The sequence below is a fragment of the Hymenobacter sp. B1770 genome, assembly GCF_049896385.1.
GTDB lineage: Bacteria > Bacteroidota > Bacteroidia > Cytophagales > Hymenobacteraceae > Hymenobacter.
On record NZ_JAFCUF010000007.1, the window covers coordinates 105,897 to 121,502 of the forward strand.

The 15,606-nt window shown below is 59.9% G+C and carries 17 protein-coding genes; 3 read left to right on the forward strand and 14 right to left on the reverse strand.

The window, feature by feature from the left end:
• Positions 1–37: 37 nt before the first annotated feature.
• From ACP7AJ_RS15020 to ACP7AJ_RS15030, 3 genes are all read right to left on the reverse strand, one after another.
• Entirely contained in the window at positions 38–808 is a 771-nt protein-coding gene (locus tag ACP7AJ_RS15020; RefSeq protein WP_426061029.1) for a DUF4097 family beta strand repeat-containing protein, read from the reverse strand.
• Between the two features lie 97 nt (positions 809–905).
• Complete coding sequence (locus tag ACP7AJ_RS15025) at positions 906–1,745, reverse strand: zf-HC2 domain-containing protein (RefSeq protein WP_426061030.1); 840 nt, start codon at positions 1,743–1,745, stop codon at positions 906–908.
• 4 nt (positions 1,746–1,749) lie between these two features.
• Positions 1,750–2,298, reverse strand: coding sequence for an RNA polymerase sigma factor (locus tag ACP7AJ_RS15030; protein ID WP_426061031.1), 549 nt, complete (start codon positions 2,296–2,298; stop codon positions 1,750–1,752).
• A 301-nt stretch (positions 2,299–2,599) separates the two neighbouring features.
• On the opposite strand from ACP7AJ_RS15030, the gene ACP7AJ_RS15035 reads away from it, so the two are divergent.
• Entirely contained in the window at positions 2,600–4,783 is a 2,184-nt protein-coding gene (locus ACP7AJ_RS15035; RefSeq protein ID WP_426061032.1) for a choice-of-anchor I family protein, read from the forward strand.
• Positions 4,784–4,939: 156 nt separating this feature from the next.
• On the opposite strand, the gene ACP7AJ_RS15040 is transcribed toward ACP7AJ_RS15035, so the two are convergent.
• From ACP7AJ_RS15040 to ACP7AJ_RS15060, 5 genes are all read right to left on the reverse strand, one after another.
• A complete protein-coding gene (locus ACP7AJ_RS15040) occupies positions 4,940–5,803 on the reverse strand; it encodes a DUF4097 family beta strand repeat-containing protein (protein WP_426061033.1) in 864 nt (287 codons plus the stop codon).
• A 16-nt stretch (positions 5,804–5,819) separates the two neighbouring features.
• Positions 5,820–6,701 (reverse strand): hypothetical protein, encoded by an 882-nt coding sequence (locus ACP7AJ_RS15045; RefSeq protein WP_426061034.1) that lies wholly within the window; start codon positions 6,699–6,701, stop codon positions 5,820–5,822.
• Positions 6,646–7,560, reverse strand: coding sequence for a HEAT repeat domain-containing protein (locus ACP7AJ_RS15050; RefSeq protein WP_426061035.1), 915 nt, complete (start codon positions 7,558–7,560; stop codon positions 6,646–6,648). Before ACP7AJ_RS15050 ends, ACP7AJ_RS15045 begins: the two co-directional genes overlap by 56 nt.
• 8 nt (positions 7,561–7,568) lie before the next feature.
• On the reverse strand, positions 7,569–8,093 hold the full coding sequence (locus ACP7AJ_RS15055) for an RNA polymerase sigma factor (RefSeq protein WP_426061195.1): 525 nt from the start codon (positions 8,091–8,093) through the stop codon (positions 7,569–7,571).
• 411 nt (positions 8,094–8,504) lie between these two features.
• Complete coding sequence (locus ACP7AJ_RS15060; protein ID WP_426061036.1) at positions 8,505–8,981, reverse strand: hypothetical protein; 477 nt, start codon at positions 8,979–8,981, stop codon at positions 8,505–8,507.
• Positions 8,982–9,086: 105 nt separating this feature from the next.
• On the opposite strand from ACP7AJ_RS15060, the gene ACP7AJ_RS15065 reads away from it, so the two are divergent.
• The gene (locus tag ACP7AJ_RS15065; protein WP_426061037.1) at positions 9,087–9,473 is read left to right on the forward strand and encodes a hypothetical protein; all 387 of its coding nucleotides are present in this window, start codon (positions 9,087–9,089) and stop codon (positions 9,471–9,473) included.
• A 127-nt stretch (positions 9,474–9,600) separates the two neighbouring features.
• Here the strand turns inward: ACP7AJ_RS15065 and ACP7AJ_RS15070 are convergent, their stop codons facing one another.
• From ACP7AJ_RS15070 to ACP7AJ_RS15090, 5 genes are all read right to left on the reverse strand, one after another.
• Positions 9,601–9,954 (reverse strand): hypothetical protein, encoded by a 354-nt coding sequence (locus tag ACP7AJ_RS15070; RefSeq protein ID WP_426061038.1) that lies wholly within the window; start codon positions 9,952–9,954, stop codon positions 9,601–9,603.
• A 75-nt stretch (positions 9,955–10,029) separates the two neighbouring features.
• A complete protein-coding gene (gene uvsE, locus ACP7AJ_RS15075) occupies positions 10,030–11,031 on the reverse strand; it encodes a UV DNA damage repair endonuclease UvsE (protein WP_426061039.1) in 1,002 nt (333 codons plus the stop codon).
• A 141-nt stretch (positions 11,032–11,172) separates the two neighbouring features.
• Positions 11,173–11,841: a carboxypeptidase-like regulatory domain-containing protein gene (locus ACP7AJ_RS15080; RefSeq protein WP_426061040.1), complete on the reverse strand. Its 669-nt coding sequence runs from the start codon at positions 11,839–11,841 to the stop codon at positions 11,173–11,175.
• A gap of 136 nt (positions 11,842–11,977) precedes the next feature.
• On the reverse strand, positions 11,978–12,616 hold the full coding sequence (locus ACP7AJ_RS15085; protein WP_426061041.1) for a hypothetical protein: 639 nt from the start codon (positions 12,614–12,616) through the stop codon (positions 11,978–11,980).
• Between the two features lie 127 nt (positions 12,617–12,743).
• Positions 12,744–13,982 carry a metallophosphoesterase gene (locus ACP7AJ_RS15090; RefSeq protein WP_426061042.1) on the reverse strand — a complete coding sequence of 413 codons (1,239 nt, stop codon included), beginning with the start codon at positions 13,980–13,982 and terminating at the stop codon, positions 12,744–12,746.
• A 125-nt stretch (positions 13,983–14,107) separates the two neighbouring features.
• Here ACP7AJ_RS15090 and radC point away from each other — a divergent pair, with 125 nt between their 5' ends.
• Positions 14,108–14,896: a RadC family protein gene (gene radC / locus ACP7AJ_RS15095; RefSeq protein WP_426061043.1), complete on the forward strand. Its 789-nt coding sequence runs from the start codon at positions 14,108–14,110 to the stop codon at positions 14,894–14,896.
• 207 nt (positions 14,897–15,103) lie between these two features.
• Here the strand turns inward: radC and ACP7AJ_RS15100 are convergent, their stop codons facing one another.
• Entirely contained in the window at positions 15,104–15,508 is a 405-nt protein-coding gene (locus tag ACP7AJ_RS15100) for a hypothetical protein (protein WP_426061044.1), read from the reverse strand.
• Positions 15,509–15,606 lie beyond the last annotated feature (98 nt).

Genomic DNA, 15,606 nt, shown 5'->3' on the forward strand with positions numbered 1-15,606 from the left:
GATATCCTCTTAAGGGTATCCTTTTTACTTAGCCATCCTACTTGGCTTTGCGAACGAAAATGTCACCGCTCACCGTTTTGAGCGACAGAGTGTTGCCACCGCCACCGTTGATGCTACCGTCGACCACTTGGCCGCCGATGTGCCGCATGCTGTTGTCGTCTTTGCCCAGGTTCATGTCGAAATCGGTGTAGACCTCGCCCGACACAGAGCGGAGCTTGAGGGTGGCTTTGGTATTGGCGGGCATGCTCACGTCGACGTCGCCGCTCACGGTGGAGATGGAGGTAGGCCCCTGGCGCAGGGGCGCAAACCGCACCTGAATGTCGCCGCTCACGGTGTTGGCCACTACGGGGCCGGTCACGTTGGTGAGCTTAATGTCGCCGTTCTTCACGTTAATTTCCAGGTCGCCGCTCACGTTGGTAAGCTGGATGTCGCCGCCGTTCCAGTTCGTTTGGTTGTACTGCACGGCCGAATTGCGCGGCACCCGAATGGTGTATTTGGTGTCTTTGCGCGAAGCCTTCGCAATGCGCACCGTATTATCCTGCTGCGTTACCGAAAGGCCGATTTTGGTATTGTCGACCGCCGCGTTGTAGACGGGCCGCAGGCCTTCGGCGCGCTTGTTGGGCTCTTCGTAGCCGTTGCCGGTTATCACGAGGTCGTTGCCGTCGATGCCTTCCACCGTCACGTCGCTGCCTTGCATGTCGATGAGGATTTTGCGGTCTTTGCCGCCGAGTTTGGTCTTGTATTCCTGCGCCTGCCCGGTGTGGGCGGCCAGCACTCCCGCCAAAGCGAGTAAAATGAGCTTATTCATATTGAAAAAATTTGACAAGTGAGGTCCTAGTGCGGCGCCGGTGGGTGCCAGCGCCGCGTGCAGAAAAGAGGTGAGAAAAGGGTGAAAAATGGGTGGGTTAAATCAGTTTGCCAATGCCGGCCTCGGCCTGGGCCCGCACCACGGGCAAGGCATCAGCGCGCTTAGACAGGCGTTCGAGCTGAGGCACGGCGCGGCGCACGCGCATCGCCACAACCATGTCAATCAGGGTGATTTGCACGTTGGGGTCGGTTTGGATGGCGAGCGAATTCACCAAGCCTTCCCGCACTCGTTGGTCGTCGCGCAGGCGGTAGAGGGCCTCGCAGGCGGCCAAGCGCACGTTGGGGCTGGGGTCAAAGTTGAGGGTGTTGAGGAGCACCTGCACGGTGGGGTCGCCGGGTTCGGTTTCCCTGGCCGAATTGGTCACCAGCTTGATGCGGTCGCTGGCCGACACCCGGTTCCGACCGGCGTTCAGGGCCTCGTTCAACGAATTGCGGGAGGAAGCATCAGCCGTGGTGGCGGCCAGGCTGTCGTTGGCCCGGTTGCCCCAGGGCAGCTGGCGACCCAGGAATACGCCAGCGGCAATGAGGACAATGCTAGCGGCGATGCGCATCCAGTTGTTGGCTACTGCGGTGGGCCACATCGATACCACTTTGGCCTCGGGCGCGGCGGCAACGGGCGCCTGGGGTTGCAGGAGGGCCTTTTGCTGCTCCAGCATGGCCATGAAGTTGGCGCGGAGCGCGGTGCGGGGCACCTCGGGCAGGGCCGCGTCGAGGTCGTCGGTGAGGGCGCGGAGCTGGATTACCTGGAGCTGGCAGCTGGAGCAGGTGGCCAAGTGGACGGCCACGCGCTCGGCCTCGGCGGCAGGCAGGCTGCGCTCGGCATAGGCCGGGAGCAGCGCTTCCATCTCGTGGCAGGCAGAAAGGTCAGGCGTTTTCATTGGCTTAGTTGGCGAAATAGATTTTGCGCAGCGCTTGCAGGGCGCGGTGGGCCTTCACGCGGGCCGCTTCGGCGGTGCAGCCCAGCAGCTTCCCAATTTCCTCATAGCCGAAGCCCTGGAAGCGGTTCAGCACCAGAATTTCGCGCTGCGGGGTCGGCAGCAGGGCGAGGGCTTCGTGGAGGTCGTCGTGGTGGCTGCTGACGCGCATTTGGGAGAATGCCGCGCCGCGCAGGCCGCCGGTGCGCTCCACTTCCTCTACATCGGCGGCACGCAGCTTTTCCTTGCGCTGCCAGTAGTCGGCGTGCACGTTGCGGGCCATCTGGTACACCCAGGCTTTGAAGGGCTGGGTGGGCTGGTAGCTGCTACGGTATTTGAGGATGCGCTCGAACACGGTTTGGGTGAGGTCTTCGCTAGTCTCGCGGTCGTTGGTGAGGCGGGTGAGGTAGTTAAACAAGGGCCCGTGGTAGCGCTCGAACAAGGGCACGAGCTGGTCGAGGTCATCGGCCTTCACGGCGGCCATTAGTTCTTCGTCGCTCGTACTCGTGGTGGTCACGGGTGGGAATTTGGGGGTGAATTGAAAGGAGTACCGGACTTTGGTCTAATCGTTACAGCGGGTCGAAAATAATTTTTCAGTTTCTGCTAACTGCAAGTAAAGGTCCTGTTGTCGGGCGTGCCTGAGGGCAGTTGTAACCTACCATAGTACTGGCGCAGCTTCCTGTTAGGGAAATTGCCAACGCAATTCGATAACAAGCTTGTAATGTTGGGCTAATGGCCTCCCGATAGCTTTGGCCCGTTGTTTCACCAGGCCATTTTCTATGCTCCTATACTCTTACTTTTCCCATTTTTCTTGTGTATTGATAGTAGTCCTGGCCGCGGCTGGCACGGCGGCTCACGCCCAGGCCGTACCTGACCTGGGCTTCACCGGCACCACCAGCATCGTGGCTGAAAACGCTGGCACGGTGGTGCTGCCGCTCAGCATTCGCAACGCTAATGCCACGGCCAGCACCGTGCAGGCCGTAGTGGTGCCGCTGGGCACGGCCACGGCCGGGGCCGACTTCACCTTTGCTACTACCCAAACCATCACCTTCGCGCCGGGCAGCACTACGGCCACGCTCACGCTGCCCATTGTTGACGATGCCACTGCCGAACCGGCCGAATACTTCACCGTGCGCCTCCAAAACCCCACCAATGCCACGCTCACAGTGGGCTCCACGGAGTTCTTGGTGTTCATCAAAGACAACGACACCCATGCCCCAGCGCGCGACCGCAACCTGCGCCTGAACCTGCTAGGCAGCTACCAAAACGGCGTGAGTGGCACCAACTCGGCCGAAATTGTGGCCCACGACCCCAGCACGCAGCGCCTGTACGTGGCTAATTCCATTGGAAACAAGCTCGACATTCTCAACTTCGCCACGCCCGGCATGCTTACCTCAGTAGCATCCATCAACATTGCCACTTACGGAGGCATCAATTCGGTGAGCGTACGCAACGGACTGGTGGCCTGTGCCATGGAGAATGCGAACCCGCAGCAAAACGGCAGCATCGTGTTTTTCGACCAAAACGGCACGTTCATTAAGCAGGTAACGGCCGGCGCCCTGCCTGACATGATAACCTTCTCGCCCGATGGCCGCTACGTCATCACCGCCAACGAAGGCGAGCCCAGCACCACCTATACCAACGACCCGCTCGGCTCCGTGACCGTGGTGGACCTGACCGGCGGCATCGCGGCCCTCACCCAGGCCAATGTGACGACCGTCGATTTCAGCACCTATAACGCCCAGGCAGCGGCATTGCGCACGGCTGGCATCCGCCTCTATGGTGGGGCGGCCGGAACGCCCAGCACCGTGGCCCAGGACCTGGAACCGGAATACGTGACCGTCTCGGCCGATTCGCGCACGGCCTACGTGGCCATGCAGGAAAACAACGCCATGGCCACGCTCGACCTCGCCACCCTGCAGTTCACCGCCCTACGGCCCATTGGCTACCAAGACCATAGCCAGCCCGGTTTCAGCTTCGATGCCTCGGACCAGGCCGCCGATATCCTGATGGCCAACTGGCCCGTGCGCGGCATGCGCCAGCCTGATGCCATTGCTGCCTTTGACCTGCCTGCCACGCTCGGCGGGGGCCGCTACATTCTCACAGCCAACGAGGGCGACGCCCGCGAATACAATGCCCTGGAGGAAGTAGTGCGCGTGGGCGCCGCCAGCTACGTGCTCGACCCCACGGCCTTCCCCCAGGCCGCGCTGCTGAAAAACAATAGCGCCCTGGGACGCCTCAATGTGACGAACCGCCTCGGTGACACCGACGGCGACGGCGACTTTGATGAGATTTATGCCTTTGGCGGCCGCTCGTTCAGCATTCTCAACGCCAACACCGGCGCGCTGGTGCACGACAGCGGCGACCTTATGGAGCGCATGACCAGCACCGACGCCAGCTTCGGCGCCATTTTCAATGCCAGCAACACCACGGGCGTCCCCACCCGTAAAAACCGCTCCGACGACAAAGGCCCCGAGCCCGAAGGTGCCGCCATCGGCATGATTCGCGACACCACCTACGCCTTCGTGAGCCTGGAGCGCACCGGCGGGGTGATGATACTGAACGTGAACGACCCCGCCAACCCGCGCTTGGTAGACTACGTGAACAACCGCAGCCTAACGGCCGGCAACGGCGACCTGGGCCCCGAAGGCCTCGTGTTCGTATCGGCCGCCGACAGCCCCACGGGCCTGCCCCTACTATTGCTGGCCAACGAAGTGAGCAGCACCGTATCGGTGTACCAAATTGGCCTGCGCGGCGTGGTCACCAGCGCCAAAAACGGCCGGCCAGCGCCGGTTGCCCTGTACTGCTACCCCAACCCCGCGGCCTCCGGCGCTTCTGTGCGCCTGAGCCGCCCCGTGGCCGGCACCCTGCTCGATGGCTTGGGCCGCGCCGTACGCACCCTGCCCACCGCTACCGACCTGCTTGACGTGCGCGGGCTGCCGGCCGGCTTGTATCTGCTGCACGCTACTGATGGCGCTACTAGCCGCCTGGTGGTGAAGTAAGCACCGGCAAGGCTTTATCTGATAGTCACCAAAAGGAGTTGTGCCGCATTTAGCGACACAACTCCTTTTGGTGTTCAAGTAAGAACGTCATGCTTCGGCAAGCTCAGCATGACGTTCTTTTAGAAAGTTGACGGTCAATCAGGGTACTATAAAACCTTATTTAGCTTTTCGCAGGTAGATGTTGCCGTTGAAGGTTTTCATCATCACTTCGGCGCCGCCGCCGTTCACTTTGCCGTAGGTCCAATCATCGGTGCTGATGCGGTAGAGGCCATCTTGGTTGGTGCGGGTCACTTTGGGCCTGTTTTTATCTACCTCTACGTCGAAATCACTGTAGACCTCGCCGCGCTCCGATTTCATTTTGAGGGCCGCTTTGGCGTTGTTGGGAAAGGTCACGTCGACCTTGCCGTTGAGGGTAGAGAAGGCCATCGGCACACCGGACTTCACACTCTTGAAGGTGGCCAGCAAGTTTCCATTCACGGTATTGGCCAGGGCCGAGCCCGATACTTGGTTGAGAGTAATGGAACCGTTTACGTTGGTCACTTCAATCTCTCCCGCTACGTTTTCGACCGTGATGTTGCCGTTGTTGACGGTGCTAATCTTAAGCGAAAAGTTCTGAGGCACTTTGATGTTCAGGTCGATGGCCCGGGCGTGCGACTCGGTGGAAATCTCGACGCGGTTGTTTTTCTCCTCCGCCGTCAGGTTGAGGCTGGTGCCAGCCGAGAGGCGGCGCATGCCATTAGGGGCTGGCTGGTCGGCGTGGCGGCCGCTTTTCCGCGGGCGGGCGGTGGCGTCAATCACCACGTCCTTGCCGTTGTAGCCGGTCACTTGGATGGAGCCGTTCACCAAGCCCACTTCGAGCGAACCGGGTTTGTTGGGAGAGCTAAGGGCCACTACCAGCTGTTCTTTCACTTCTTTGGTGTCGTCCTGGGCGAAAGCGGGCAGCGTGCTGCTGAGTAACAAAAGGGCGAGGGCAGCCAGGCGCACGGGGTGCGCATGGGCCATTTGAATGGAATTGCTCATTGTAACGGGTTGATATCTAAAGTTTGCTCACGGTCACGTTGCCGTTGAGAGTTTCGAAGCGGAAGTCAGGTCCGCCTTTGCCAATGCGGACGGCGGTTTCCTTGGTGATTTTATACACGGTGCCACCGCCCCGGCCCTCCTTGTTTTTGGTGACTTGCGTAGGCAGCATTTCGGCGTTGGCAAAGTCGGTATAGAATGCGCCGTTCATGCTCTTGAAGTGCATGTCGGCGCCCAGGCTGGAGGGGTATTTCACCCGAATCTGGCCGTTGATGGTGTTGTAAGTAGAGGCACCGGCCGGATTGGCCGCGTAGGTCGCCTCCACGTTGCCGTTCACGGTGCGGGCTTTGGTGGTGCCTTTCACGTTGTTGAGGGTAATGGAGCCGTTCACGTTGTAGACCTGCAAGGGGCCCGTCACGTTCTCCACCAGCACACTTCCTTTATTCACTGTTGAGAGGTGGAGGTTGAGCTCGTAGGGCACCTTCACCACGAATTCGAACTGGTAGCGATAATCAATTTCCCTTTGGTTGCAGCAGTCGTTGTTATTGCGGTAGTTGCGGCGGGGCCGCGAGTCGTAGGGAGCAGCCATGTACACCAGCACCGTATCGTTGCGCTGCACGAAGTCGAGCTTCGCCTCGCTCTTGCCCACTTCCAGGATTTTGTCGTTGCTGGCCCAAATGGTTTTAGTGGCTTCAACTACCACCTTGTTGCCAGCGTAGCCTTGCACCGTGATGGAGCCGTGGACGTTGTACAAGGCCAGCGTGCTGCGGCTGGCATCGGCCGTGAGCGAAAACTCCTTGTTTATCTGCTCTTTTGATACCTTGGTCTGGGCCCAGCAAGTACTGCTAGACAGCAACAAAAGCAGCGCGCTGAGGCTGGGGAGAAACGAGAGTCTGGTCATTGGATTGAAGAGTTGAGGGCGCGGCGGGCCGGCCGTTAGACAAGGTTTGAATGCTTTGTTCGATTTTGCTTTTCACCGATTCGTCGAGGTTGTCCTGCTTCAGCAGCTCGCGCAGCGGCTTCACCGACCGGGGGTCTTGCAGCTGCACCATGGCATCGGCCAGGGCCGTTTGCACCAGCGGCGAATCCTGATACCGGAGGGCCCGCACCAGACCGAGGCGAACGGTGGGGTCCTGAGCCAGCGGCGTGAGGGCTTCCAGAGTGGCCAGACGCACGTTCACGTTGGGGTCGTTGTTCAGGGTGTTCAACAGAGCCTCCACCACCCGGGTCGTGGGAGCCTCTAGCTCCTTGGTGTAGTTCACGGCCTTTAGGCGCTTGGTGGCCGAGGGGTTTTCTATGAGGGCCAGCATCATCACCTGGCGCATCTGGTTGACCTGGGCCGCCAGGGCAGCCACTTCCTGTTGGTCAGCAGATTGGGTAGTAGTGCGTTGGCCGCTTAGCCAATACCCGCCAATCAGGCCCACGCCCACCAGGCAGGCGCTGTACACCAGCCGCAGCACCGGCAGCGGAATCTGCAGCTCCAGCCACCACTGCCACAGGCCCTTGAGCGAGTAGTCGGGCGCGGGCTTGGCCGATTCACGGAAGGTGCCGAGCATGGCGTAGAAGTCGGTGCGGATGTGCTCGCTGGGCTCGGGCACGCGCACTTTGCCCAGCGTTTGCCACACGCCCTGCACGGCTTGCAACTCTTCGCGGCAGTTGGCGCACTCAGCCAGGTGGGCCTGCAGGGCCGCCTGCTCCACGTCCGAGAGTTGACTGCTCAGGTAGTCTACTAATTGTTCTTTGGTGCGTTCACAGTTCATAGCGTAGCTTAATTTTCGATGCGTAGGTAGGCAGTCTTCAATTCGTTCATGGCGCGGTGCACGCGCACCTTCACGGCGCCTTCTGTGGTGTTGAGCACCTGGGCAATCCGGGCGTATTTCATCTCCTGAAACCGGCTCAGCACCAGCACTTCGCGGTTCTCGGGACTCAGCTTGGCGAGGGCCTGGTGTAGCAGGGCCACGTCCTGGGCTTGTTCGAGGCCAGCATCAGCGGGGCTGCCGCCGCCGAGGTGGTCGGCCATGGCGGCCACGTCGGTGTGGTGGGCGGCGTGGCGGTTCTTCTTGATGTAATCTGCCAGTACGTTGCGGGCCAGGTGGTACATCCAGGTGCGGAACTCGCCGTCGCCCGTGAAGGTGTGGCGGTACTTCAGCATGCGGTAGAACACGTTTTGCACGAGGTCCTCGCTGGCGTCGGCCCGGCCCAGCATGTGGTAGAGAAAGCCAAAGAGCTGCCGATGGTAGCGCTCAAAGAGCAGTCCCATGCGGTCCACGTCGCCGGCTTTCACCCGCAGCATTAATGCATTATCCGATAGCGAGTCCAACCTGATGCGATGGTTTTAGGATATTTGATTGTGGACACCGTGCTAATTCGGGAAGGTTACAGAAATATGGCATTTTCTTCGAAGAAGCCACCAAGCAGCCCAACAATTTTGCTGACTTCGGCCTGTAGTAGAGTTATATCAATCGTTACAAACACTTGATTTAATAGATATTACAAAGGACTCTCATCCTTCTTTTGCCAACACAATTGAAGTCAGCATCGTACAAGCAGCCGGTGTTGCCGCCTCGCTGGCAGCAAGCACCATCATCCATTCTATATACAGCCCACCCCTTCCTTTCCACATTTCTAACCAGCAGAACATGAAAACGACCAAAATCCTAATCGCCGCATTGTTGACCATGGGCCTGAGCACTGCTGCTTTCGCTCAAACCACTACTTCGGGCACCACCAGCGGTACTACCTCGGGGACGATGGGTACCACCAGCGGCACTACGTCGGGCACCATGGGTACTACCTCGGGTAGCACAAGCGGCACTATGGGCACCACCTCGGGCTCTACCAGCGGCACTATGGGCACCACTTCCGGTACCATGGGCACTACCAGCGGCACTACGGGAACTACCAGCGGTACCATGGGCACCACCTCGGGTACCACCAGCGGCACCACCTCCGGTACGATGGGTACTACTTCGGGCTCGATGGGCACCACTAGCGGCACTACGTCGGGCACGATGGGTACTACCAGCGGCACTACGTCGGGCACCAACAGCCGCTCCAGAAGCTCGGAAACCGGCACTATGCGGAGCAGCGGCAGCAACTCGCGCAGCAGCACCGCCCCCGGTCGCACCAAGACCAAAACGAAGAAGACCAACACCCGCAGCTCTTCGCGCAGCTCTTCCAACAACCAGTAACTTTTTGCGGCTCAGGGCCGTAAGCATTTCTAAGCCGGCTGTTTCTTTTGAAGCAGCCGGCTTTTTGGCTTTACACTTATTTACTACCGATTTTTATGAAAACGCACTTATTACTCGCGGCCCTGTTCCTGACCGCTTCGGCACAAGCCCAAACGGTGCCTTTCGACCCTTCGGCCCCGGTGCGCGGGGGCAGCCAGGGCCAGACGACCATTCCCCCCGTCAACCCGGCCCTCAACCAAAGCACCATTCAGGGCCCTTCCCAAGTGCAGCGCACCGCCACTAACCGCGATGCCCAACCCAGCCGCCAGGCCTCTGACCAGGGCGCTTACACGCCAGCTGCCACGCCGGAGCTGTCGCCCACAGCCCGGCCCGACATCCGCGAGCAACCCATCATCAAGGACAACCGCCCGCGGCAGTCCACCGAGGTAGTGCCAACCCGCTCGCGCCGGAGTAGCAGCAGCAACGGGCAGCAGCGCCCGTAGGGTGGTTTCTGTGGGAGCATTTGATGTTTCGCTTGCGCAGCCCCACCCACTAGAACGCACAGAAAAGCCCTGCCTAATACTTAGGCAGGGCTTTTCTGTATCTGATTAATTCAGAGCTCTTCGAAAACTACCGCTGTCCTTTTTCAGCGTGGGCTAGCAGGTCGCTGCCGTGGCGGCGCAACAAATCGGCCAGTTCGGTGAGGGGCTTTTTGGCATCATCAGATGCCTGCGCACTCGCCTGGGCGACCTGGTTGCCGAGTATGGTGAGGGAGTTGCCGATGTCGGTGGCGCCCAACGCCCCGCTGGTCAGGATGGATTGCAGGTTGCCGAGCTCGCGGCCGATGTCTTGCAGGCCAGGCTCGCCGCTTTGCATGAATTGCTGCTGCCAAGTCTCAACATTGTCGATGGCCGAGCCCAGGGGCAGGCTAGTGAGCCCGTTTCTGAGGGCGCTGACGGTGGCGTGAAGGTGGTCGAAAGGCATAGGAGGGGAAAGGAAATAATGTAGAAGATGATGGAATGAGCCGGGTCATTCAGCCTCGGCAGCTATTCAGGGCGCTTACAGTTCCTCGGGCTTGGCTGATACCTCTTTCTTAGCGCGCTTGGCTTTGGGAGGCACGTTGGGGTCGGGCGGCAGGGTGAGCGGCGGGGTAGGGATGTTAGGCGCGGGGGCGCTCAGGCCCAGCTCGCGCAGAATGGCCACGGCGCGCAGGGCGCTGGCTTCTTTGTTTTTAATTTCCAACATCAGGTCCATGTCCAGGCCGTGCAGGTTGGTGAGGAACTCACGGAAACGCTCGTCCACGAGGTCGTCGGTGTGCTTGCCTTTGCGCTCGCCCAGGGCTTGCGAGCTGTAGTCCATCATGGGCACGCCGTCGCGGGTAGGGTGCCAGGTGCCGGCAGCCAGGCGCAGGGCCTCGGCCATGGGCTCGCCGTGGTTGAGGCATTCGTGGTGGAAATTATCGAAGAGAATGGGCACGCCGGTGAGCTCGTGTAGCTGCAGACAGTCACGCAGCGGAAACAGCCGGTCGTCGTTTTCCACCACCACGCGGGCTTTCACGGCCTCGGGCAGCGTGGCGTGCACGGCCGCAAACCGGCTGATGGCCGTTTCGCGGTCGCCATACAGCCCACCCACGTGAATCTGCAGCTTGGCGGTGCCATCCAAGCCCATCAGGTCCAGCATCGAGCCCTGGTACACCAGCTCTTGAATGCTGCGCCGCACAATGTCCGGGGTGGGCGAGTTCAGCACCACAAACTGGTCGGGGTGAAAGCTGACGCGCAGGTCGTTGGCCTTGATGTAGTCGCCAATGCTTTTGAAGTCAGCCGCGAAATGCGTCTGCCAAGGAAAGGTGTTAATTTCGTGCGAGCCGAAGGGCACAATGCCCGAGCCCATCCGGAAAAAGAGCAGGCCCTGGGCCACGTTCCATTCCAGCATGCGGCGCAGGCAGGTGAGGTTGGCCGTCACGGCGGCCAGCAGCCGCTCCTCTGAGTAAGAGGCCAGCCGGAAGGTATTGGCGGCGCTGCAATCCATCGCCTCATTCACGCAGGGATACCCGATTTTCATACCCTGAGCTTACGCGAAAGAAGTGTTGGCAGTTATTCAAGGGCTGGTTTCTGCAGTTAGGGCGGCTTCTGTGTGGTGTGAAGGCTTATAGTGCAGCCTCACCAAGGCCGGGCGAGGGTGAAGCTCTCCGTATGATGCTACTTACCGTTCGTACCCCCGATTGTCTTTAAAAGCCTTGTTGTATTGCGCTTTGGCCTTTCTAGCCTTCTCAGCTTTTTGTTGGGCCTCAATTTCCGCCATCTTCTTTCGCTGCTTGCCCTCCCGCGAAAACTGCTCATAAATCAAGCTTACGGGGCTGGCAATGGTGGGCACCGGAGCCTTGGGCGCCGTGGAGTCTACGGCGAAGAGAGGCTTGGGCTTGGGGGGGCGCTTGGCCCCACTTACCACCGGCGGAGCGGGCCGCTTAATGTTGCGCAGCGCCCGGTTGATATCTGCCCGGTCGGCGCGGTCACTGGTCACCTGCACTTCGCCCAGGCGCACGCTGTCGCGCACCAGCTGGATGCGTACAATAAGCTGCGAGAGGCCTGTATTACTCAGCATCAGCCGCTGCGGCTTGAAGCCCAGCGCCCGAATAAGCACAGTGTCGGTGGGCAAGGCATCCACGGCAAAATCGCCGCTAGCACCGGTTACCACGCCGCGGCGCGTGCGTTGCACCTGCACCGTGGCACCGGGCATGGGCTGGCGCGTATCAGCGGCCGATACCGTGCCGCTCACCCGCACCTGATGCTGGGCCTGGGCTGTGCCCAACGTGCCCAACCACAGCAATGCCGCAGCCAGCAGCCACCGCCTTTTGCTCCCTTTACCGGTCATTCCTGTATTCAATACGCCTTGACTTATCACTACCGACTAACACAAATCAACAACAAAGTTGTGCACCAGGAAGACAAAAAAAGCCCGCACCGTTGCAGGCGCGGGCTCTAGAGGCTTGGCAGCAAGCCGCCGAACCTTACTTAATCTTGGTTTTTGAGCCGTCTTCGGTCTTCATTTTCAAGGTGCCGTCGTCGCCGTCAACCTTGGTTTTGTTGCCTTGGGCGTCCTTGATTTTGATGTCGCCGTCGGAGCTCATCTTGATTTTCTCGCCCTTGTTGGCCGACATCGAACCCGTGCCGCTCGCGCTGGCGTCCATGTCCGAGCTCATGTCGGCCGAAGACGACATGGCTGGCTCCGCGCGCTCCATTTCGTAGTAAGTGGGGCGGCTAGCTTCGTAGGCCTGGTACTGGCTAGGGCTAGTAAAGATGGTTTTTAGCTCTTCGTCGGTGGCCATGTTGGCCTCGCGCATGGACGAGGCCATGCCGGTGGTGTCGGTGGTGTAGCGGCTTTGCAGGTCGCCCATCTGGCGGTAGCGGTTCACGTACACGGTGCGGATTTTGGTTTTGGTGGCCTCGTCCGTAATTTTCATGTCGGCCACCATTTTGTCGGCAATGCGCTGCGCACGGGCTTCAATCTGGTCTTCCGACATGGAAGATGTTGTGGTCGTGGTCATGCCTTCGCCACCGGCAACGGTGGAGTCGGTGGTTTTTTCCTGCGAACAGGAAGCCAGCGAAAGGGCAGCAGCGCCCGCGAGAATCAAAAGGGAATTTTTCATGGCTTAAGAATTAAAGGGAAACAACCGGTATGGTTGAGTTGTTAAGCGTCCTTTACGGCGAGTTCGTTGCGGATGTTGCTTCAGCTATATATCCCTTGCCTCTTATTTCCCTCGGCCTCTTCTCTGGTTAAGCTCGCCGCAATTCAAAGAGGGTAATTTCCGGCAGGAAGCCTACCCGCCCCGGGTAGCCCAGATAGCCCAGGCCCGTGTTCACGTACAGCTTTTGGCGGCCCTGCTCATACAGACCGGCCCATTGCTTGTACACGTATTGCACGGGGCTCCATTTTAGGCCGGGCAGGTTCACGCCGAACTGCATGCCGTGGGTATGGCCGCTTAGCGTGAGGTCGATGTCGGGGTAATCCAGCACCTGGGCTTCCCAGTGGGAGGGGTCGTGCGAGAGCAGGATTTTGAAGGGCGCGTCGCCGCTGGCGGCGTGGGCCCGGGGCAGGTTGCCGTGCTTGGGAAAGTTGGCGTGACTGCTCCAGTTCTGCACGCCCAGCACGGCTATTTTGTCGGTGCCGCGCGTGATGGTGTGGCTGGTGTCGTTAAGCAGTGTCCAGCCCATGCTGGCGTGGTTGCGCTTGAGGCGTTCGAGGTTTTCGCGCTTGTGGTTGATGCTTTCCCACTGCACATAGTCGCCGTAGTCGTGGTTGCCAAGGCTGGAGAAGATGGGCAGCTCCGACTTAAGCTGCTGCAAGGCCGGAATGTGCGGCTCAACTTCGGTGGCGCGGTTGTTCACCAAGTCGCCAGTCATAAGAATAAGGTCAGCGCCCTGCTTGTTAATCATGGCCACCGCCCGCTGCAGCGGCTCAGTCGAGCTAAAGCTGCCGGTGTGCAAGTCGGAAATCTGCACCACCTTAAAGCCATCGAAGGCCGGCGGCAGGTTGGGAAAGCGCAGTGTGACGCGGCGTACCTGGTAGTCGGTGGCGCCCCTCACCATGCCCCAGAGCAGCGCCACAAACGGAATGGCGCCAATGCCCAGGGCCAGCTTGGCCAGAAACTCGCTGCGCGGAATGGCATCGCCCTCCATGCCTGCGGGCCGGGTAGCCGAGCTCACGGCCCAGCGCGCTAGGCGGGTTAGGTCTTCGAGCAGCAGCGGAACAAAGATGAGCAGCTTGCCGGCCAGCAGCAGCAGCGGCAGGCTCATGAGGTAGCTTTTCATCACCGTGTTGCCGGATTGGCGCGTGTTACCGGCCCAGAAAGCCAGGCCCCATACGCTCAGGGATATGACCCAGTAAGCCGCCGCAATGCCGCGCCGCGCCCCCGGCGACAAATGCTGCGACACGGTGCGCACCGCCTGATACCCATACCATTCGGCCAGCAGAATAGCGGCCAGAAACAACCAAAACACAATTGGATTTCGCATAATCAGAAAAAAAGCGGCCCGTGCCGCCGGTGTTTAACGCCAAAGGAGGCCGGGTGTTTAAACGCGGCCGGCCCGCTTTTGCTTTACATTTAGTTCACATTTCCCCTCTACCAACCCCGTGCCGCATGGAAGCCCCTGACAGCCTGACCGAACCCTTCGCGCTCCCGAATGCCACGTCTCCCCTACCGGGTACGCCCCTACCGGGCACGGCCCCACCCTACGCGCCGCCCGGCGCCCTGGGCATCAAGAGTTGGGCCGAGGAAGACCGGCCCCGCGAAAAGCTGATGGCCAAAGGCCGCGCCGCGCTGTCCGATGCTGAACTCATCGCCATCCTGCTGGGTTCCGGCACCACCAAGCTCACCGCCGTCGATGTGGCCAAGCTTATGCTCCAAGGCGTGGGCAACGACCTAAATGCGTTGGCCAGGGAAAGCGTGAAGCAGCTCTGCCGCCACCCTGGCATCGGCGAGGCCAAGGCCATTACGGTGGTGGCCGCCCTGGAGCTGGGCCGCCGCCGCAAGGAAGCCGACGCCGCCCCACGCACCACCATCACCTGTTCACGCGACATTTACAACCTGATACGTCCCCACCTGATGGACCTACCCCACGAGGAGTTCTGGGTGATTCTTCTCAACCGCGCCAACGTGGTGATGCGCAAAACCGCCATCAGCCGCGGCGGCGTGGCCGGCACCGTTGCCGACCCCAAAATGATTTTCAAAGAAGCCCTGGAGCAGCTGGCCAGCAGCATCATTCTAGTACACAACCACCCCAGCGGCAACCGCAACCCCAGCGCCGCCGATATCCAGCTCACCAAGAAGCTGAAGGAAGCCGGCCAGTTCCTGGACTTGCCGATACTTGACCACCTGATTTATTCCGACCAAGGCTATTACAGCTTCGCGGATGAGGGGATGCTATAGTGAGTGGCAAAACGACCGTGGGTGCAGCAGAATGTGGCCTATCCTTGAATGTGAAAAAGTCTCACAAACCGAATTGAGCCAAAGAGGCTATCCAACGGGCCTTTTACACGTGCTGAGTAGCTCGATAATGTCGTTCATTCCCGCGTTGCCAATTTAATTCTACAACAGCCACGACCCTTTGCGCAAACTCAACTCAATAAGATAAGCCTACCGGCCGCACCCCTGACCAGAATAGGCTTGGTCACTTTTCTGAAACTTATAGCCCACTTTCACCTGCTTCACCACCCATCCACCTTGCTTAACAACGAAGGTTAAGACACGGCGCTCCCCGTATACCTCGTCATCGAGCAGCCCCTCTTCCGTGATTGTGACGGTTCTTGACCCATTCACGTGACGGGTTTGCTGAAAGGTAAAGAGGTCGCCTCCTTCGTCGGATTCAGGTTCGAACAGGTGCTGTATAATTTGGCGCGGCGTCGCGGTCCAGGCTTGCCGTTGGCGCTGACCCCGCTCAATTTTCTGGTTGTACGGCGTGGGGTTTTCGTCGCGAAACCCAGCAGTTTCATCACCGCGCGCACACCCCGTGCCAGCTACTTGGAGAAATAGCAGCATCATGATAAAAGAACGGTTGACGAGCATGGAGTTTATGAGCCCACCTTCACGGCAGCGTATTAGCGTAGTCGACCAAGAAAGCCAAATCCCGGAGGTTGTCG

What these genes read in the sequence shown, in the direction of transcription:
- ACP7AJ_RS15045 (WP_426061034.1), bottom strand. Translation starts at nt 6,701, where the DNA reads ATGACCAGACTCTCGTTTCTCCCCAGCCTCAGCGCGCTGCTTTTGTTG.
- ACP7AJ_RS15050 (WP_426061035.1), bottom strand. Translation starts at nt 7,560, where the DNA reads ATGAACTGTGAACGCACCAAAGAACAATTAGTAGACTACCTGAGCAGT.
- ACP7AJ_RS15065 (WP_426061037.1), top strand. Translation starts at nt 9,087, where the DNA reads ATGAAAACGCACTTATTACTCGCGGCCCTGTTCCTGACCGCTTCGGCA.
- ACP7AJ_RS15025 (WP_426061030.1), bottom strand. Translation starts at nt 1,745, where the DNA reads ATGAAAACGCCTGACCTTTCTGCCTGCCACGAGATGGAAGCGCTGCTC.
- ACP7AJ_RS15090 (WP_426061042.1), bottom strand. Translation starts at nt 13,982, where the DNA reads ATGCGAAATCCAATTGTGTTTTGGTTGTTTCTGGCCGCTATTCTGCTG.
- radC (WP_426061043.1), top strand. Translation starts at nt 14,108, where the DNA reads ATGGAAGCCCCTGACAGCCTGACCGAACCCTTCGCGCTCCCGAATGCC.
- ACP7AJ_RS15070 (WP_426061038.1), bottom strand. Translation starts at nt 9,954, where the DNA reads ATGCCTTTCGACCACCTTCACGCCACCGTCAGCGCCCTCAGAAACGGG.
- ACP7AJ_RS15055 (WP_426061195.1), bottom strand. Translation starts at nt 8,093, where the DNA reads ATGCTGCGGGTGAAAGCCGGCGACGTGGACCGCATGGGACTGCTCTTT.
- ACP7AJ_RS15040 (WP_426061033.1), bottom strand. Translation starts at nt 5,803, where the DNA reads ATGAGCAATTCCATTCAAATGGCCCATGCGCACCCCGTGCGCCTGGCT.
- ACP7AJ_RS15020 (WP_426061029.1), bottom strand. Translation starts at nt 808, where the DNA reads ATGAATAAGCTCATTTTACTCGCTTTGGCGGGAGTGCTGGCCGCCCAC.
- uvsE (WP_426061039.1), bottom strand. Translation starts at nt 11,031, where the DNA reads ATGAAAATCGGGTATCCCTGCGTGAATGAGGCGATGGATTGCAGCGCC.
- ACP7AJ_RS15085 (WP_426061041.1), bottom strand. Translation starts at nt 12,616, where the DNA reads ATGAAAAATTCCCTTTTGATTCTCGCGGGCGCTGCTGCCCTTTCGCTG.
- ACP7AJ_RS15100 (WP_426061044.1), bottom strand. Translation starts at nt 15,508, where the DNA reads ATGATGCTGCTATTTCTCCAAGTAGCTGGCACGGGGTGTGCGCGCGGT.
- ACP7AJ_RS15080 (WP_426061040.1), bottom strand. Translation starts at nt 11,841, where the DNA reads ATGACCGGTAAAGGGAGCAAAAGGCGGTGGCTGCTGGCTGCGGCATTG.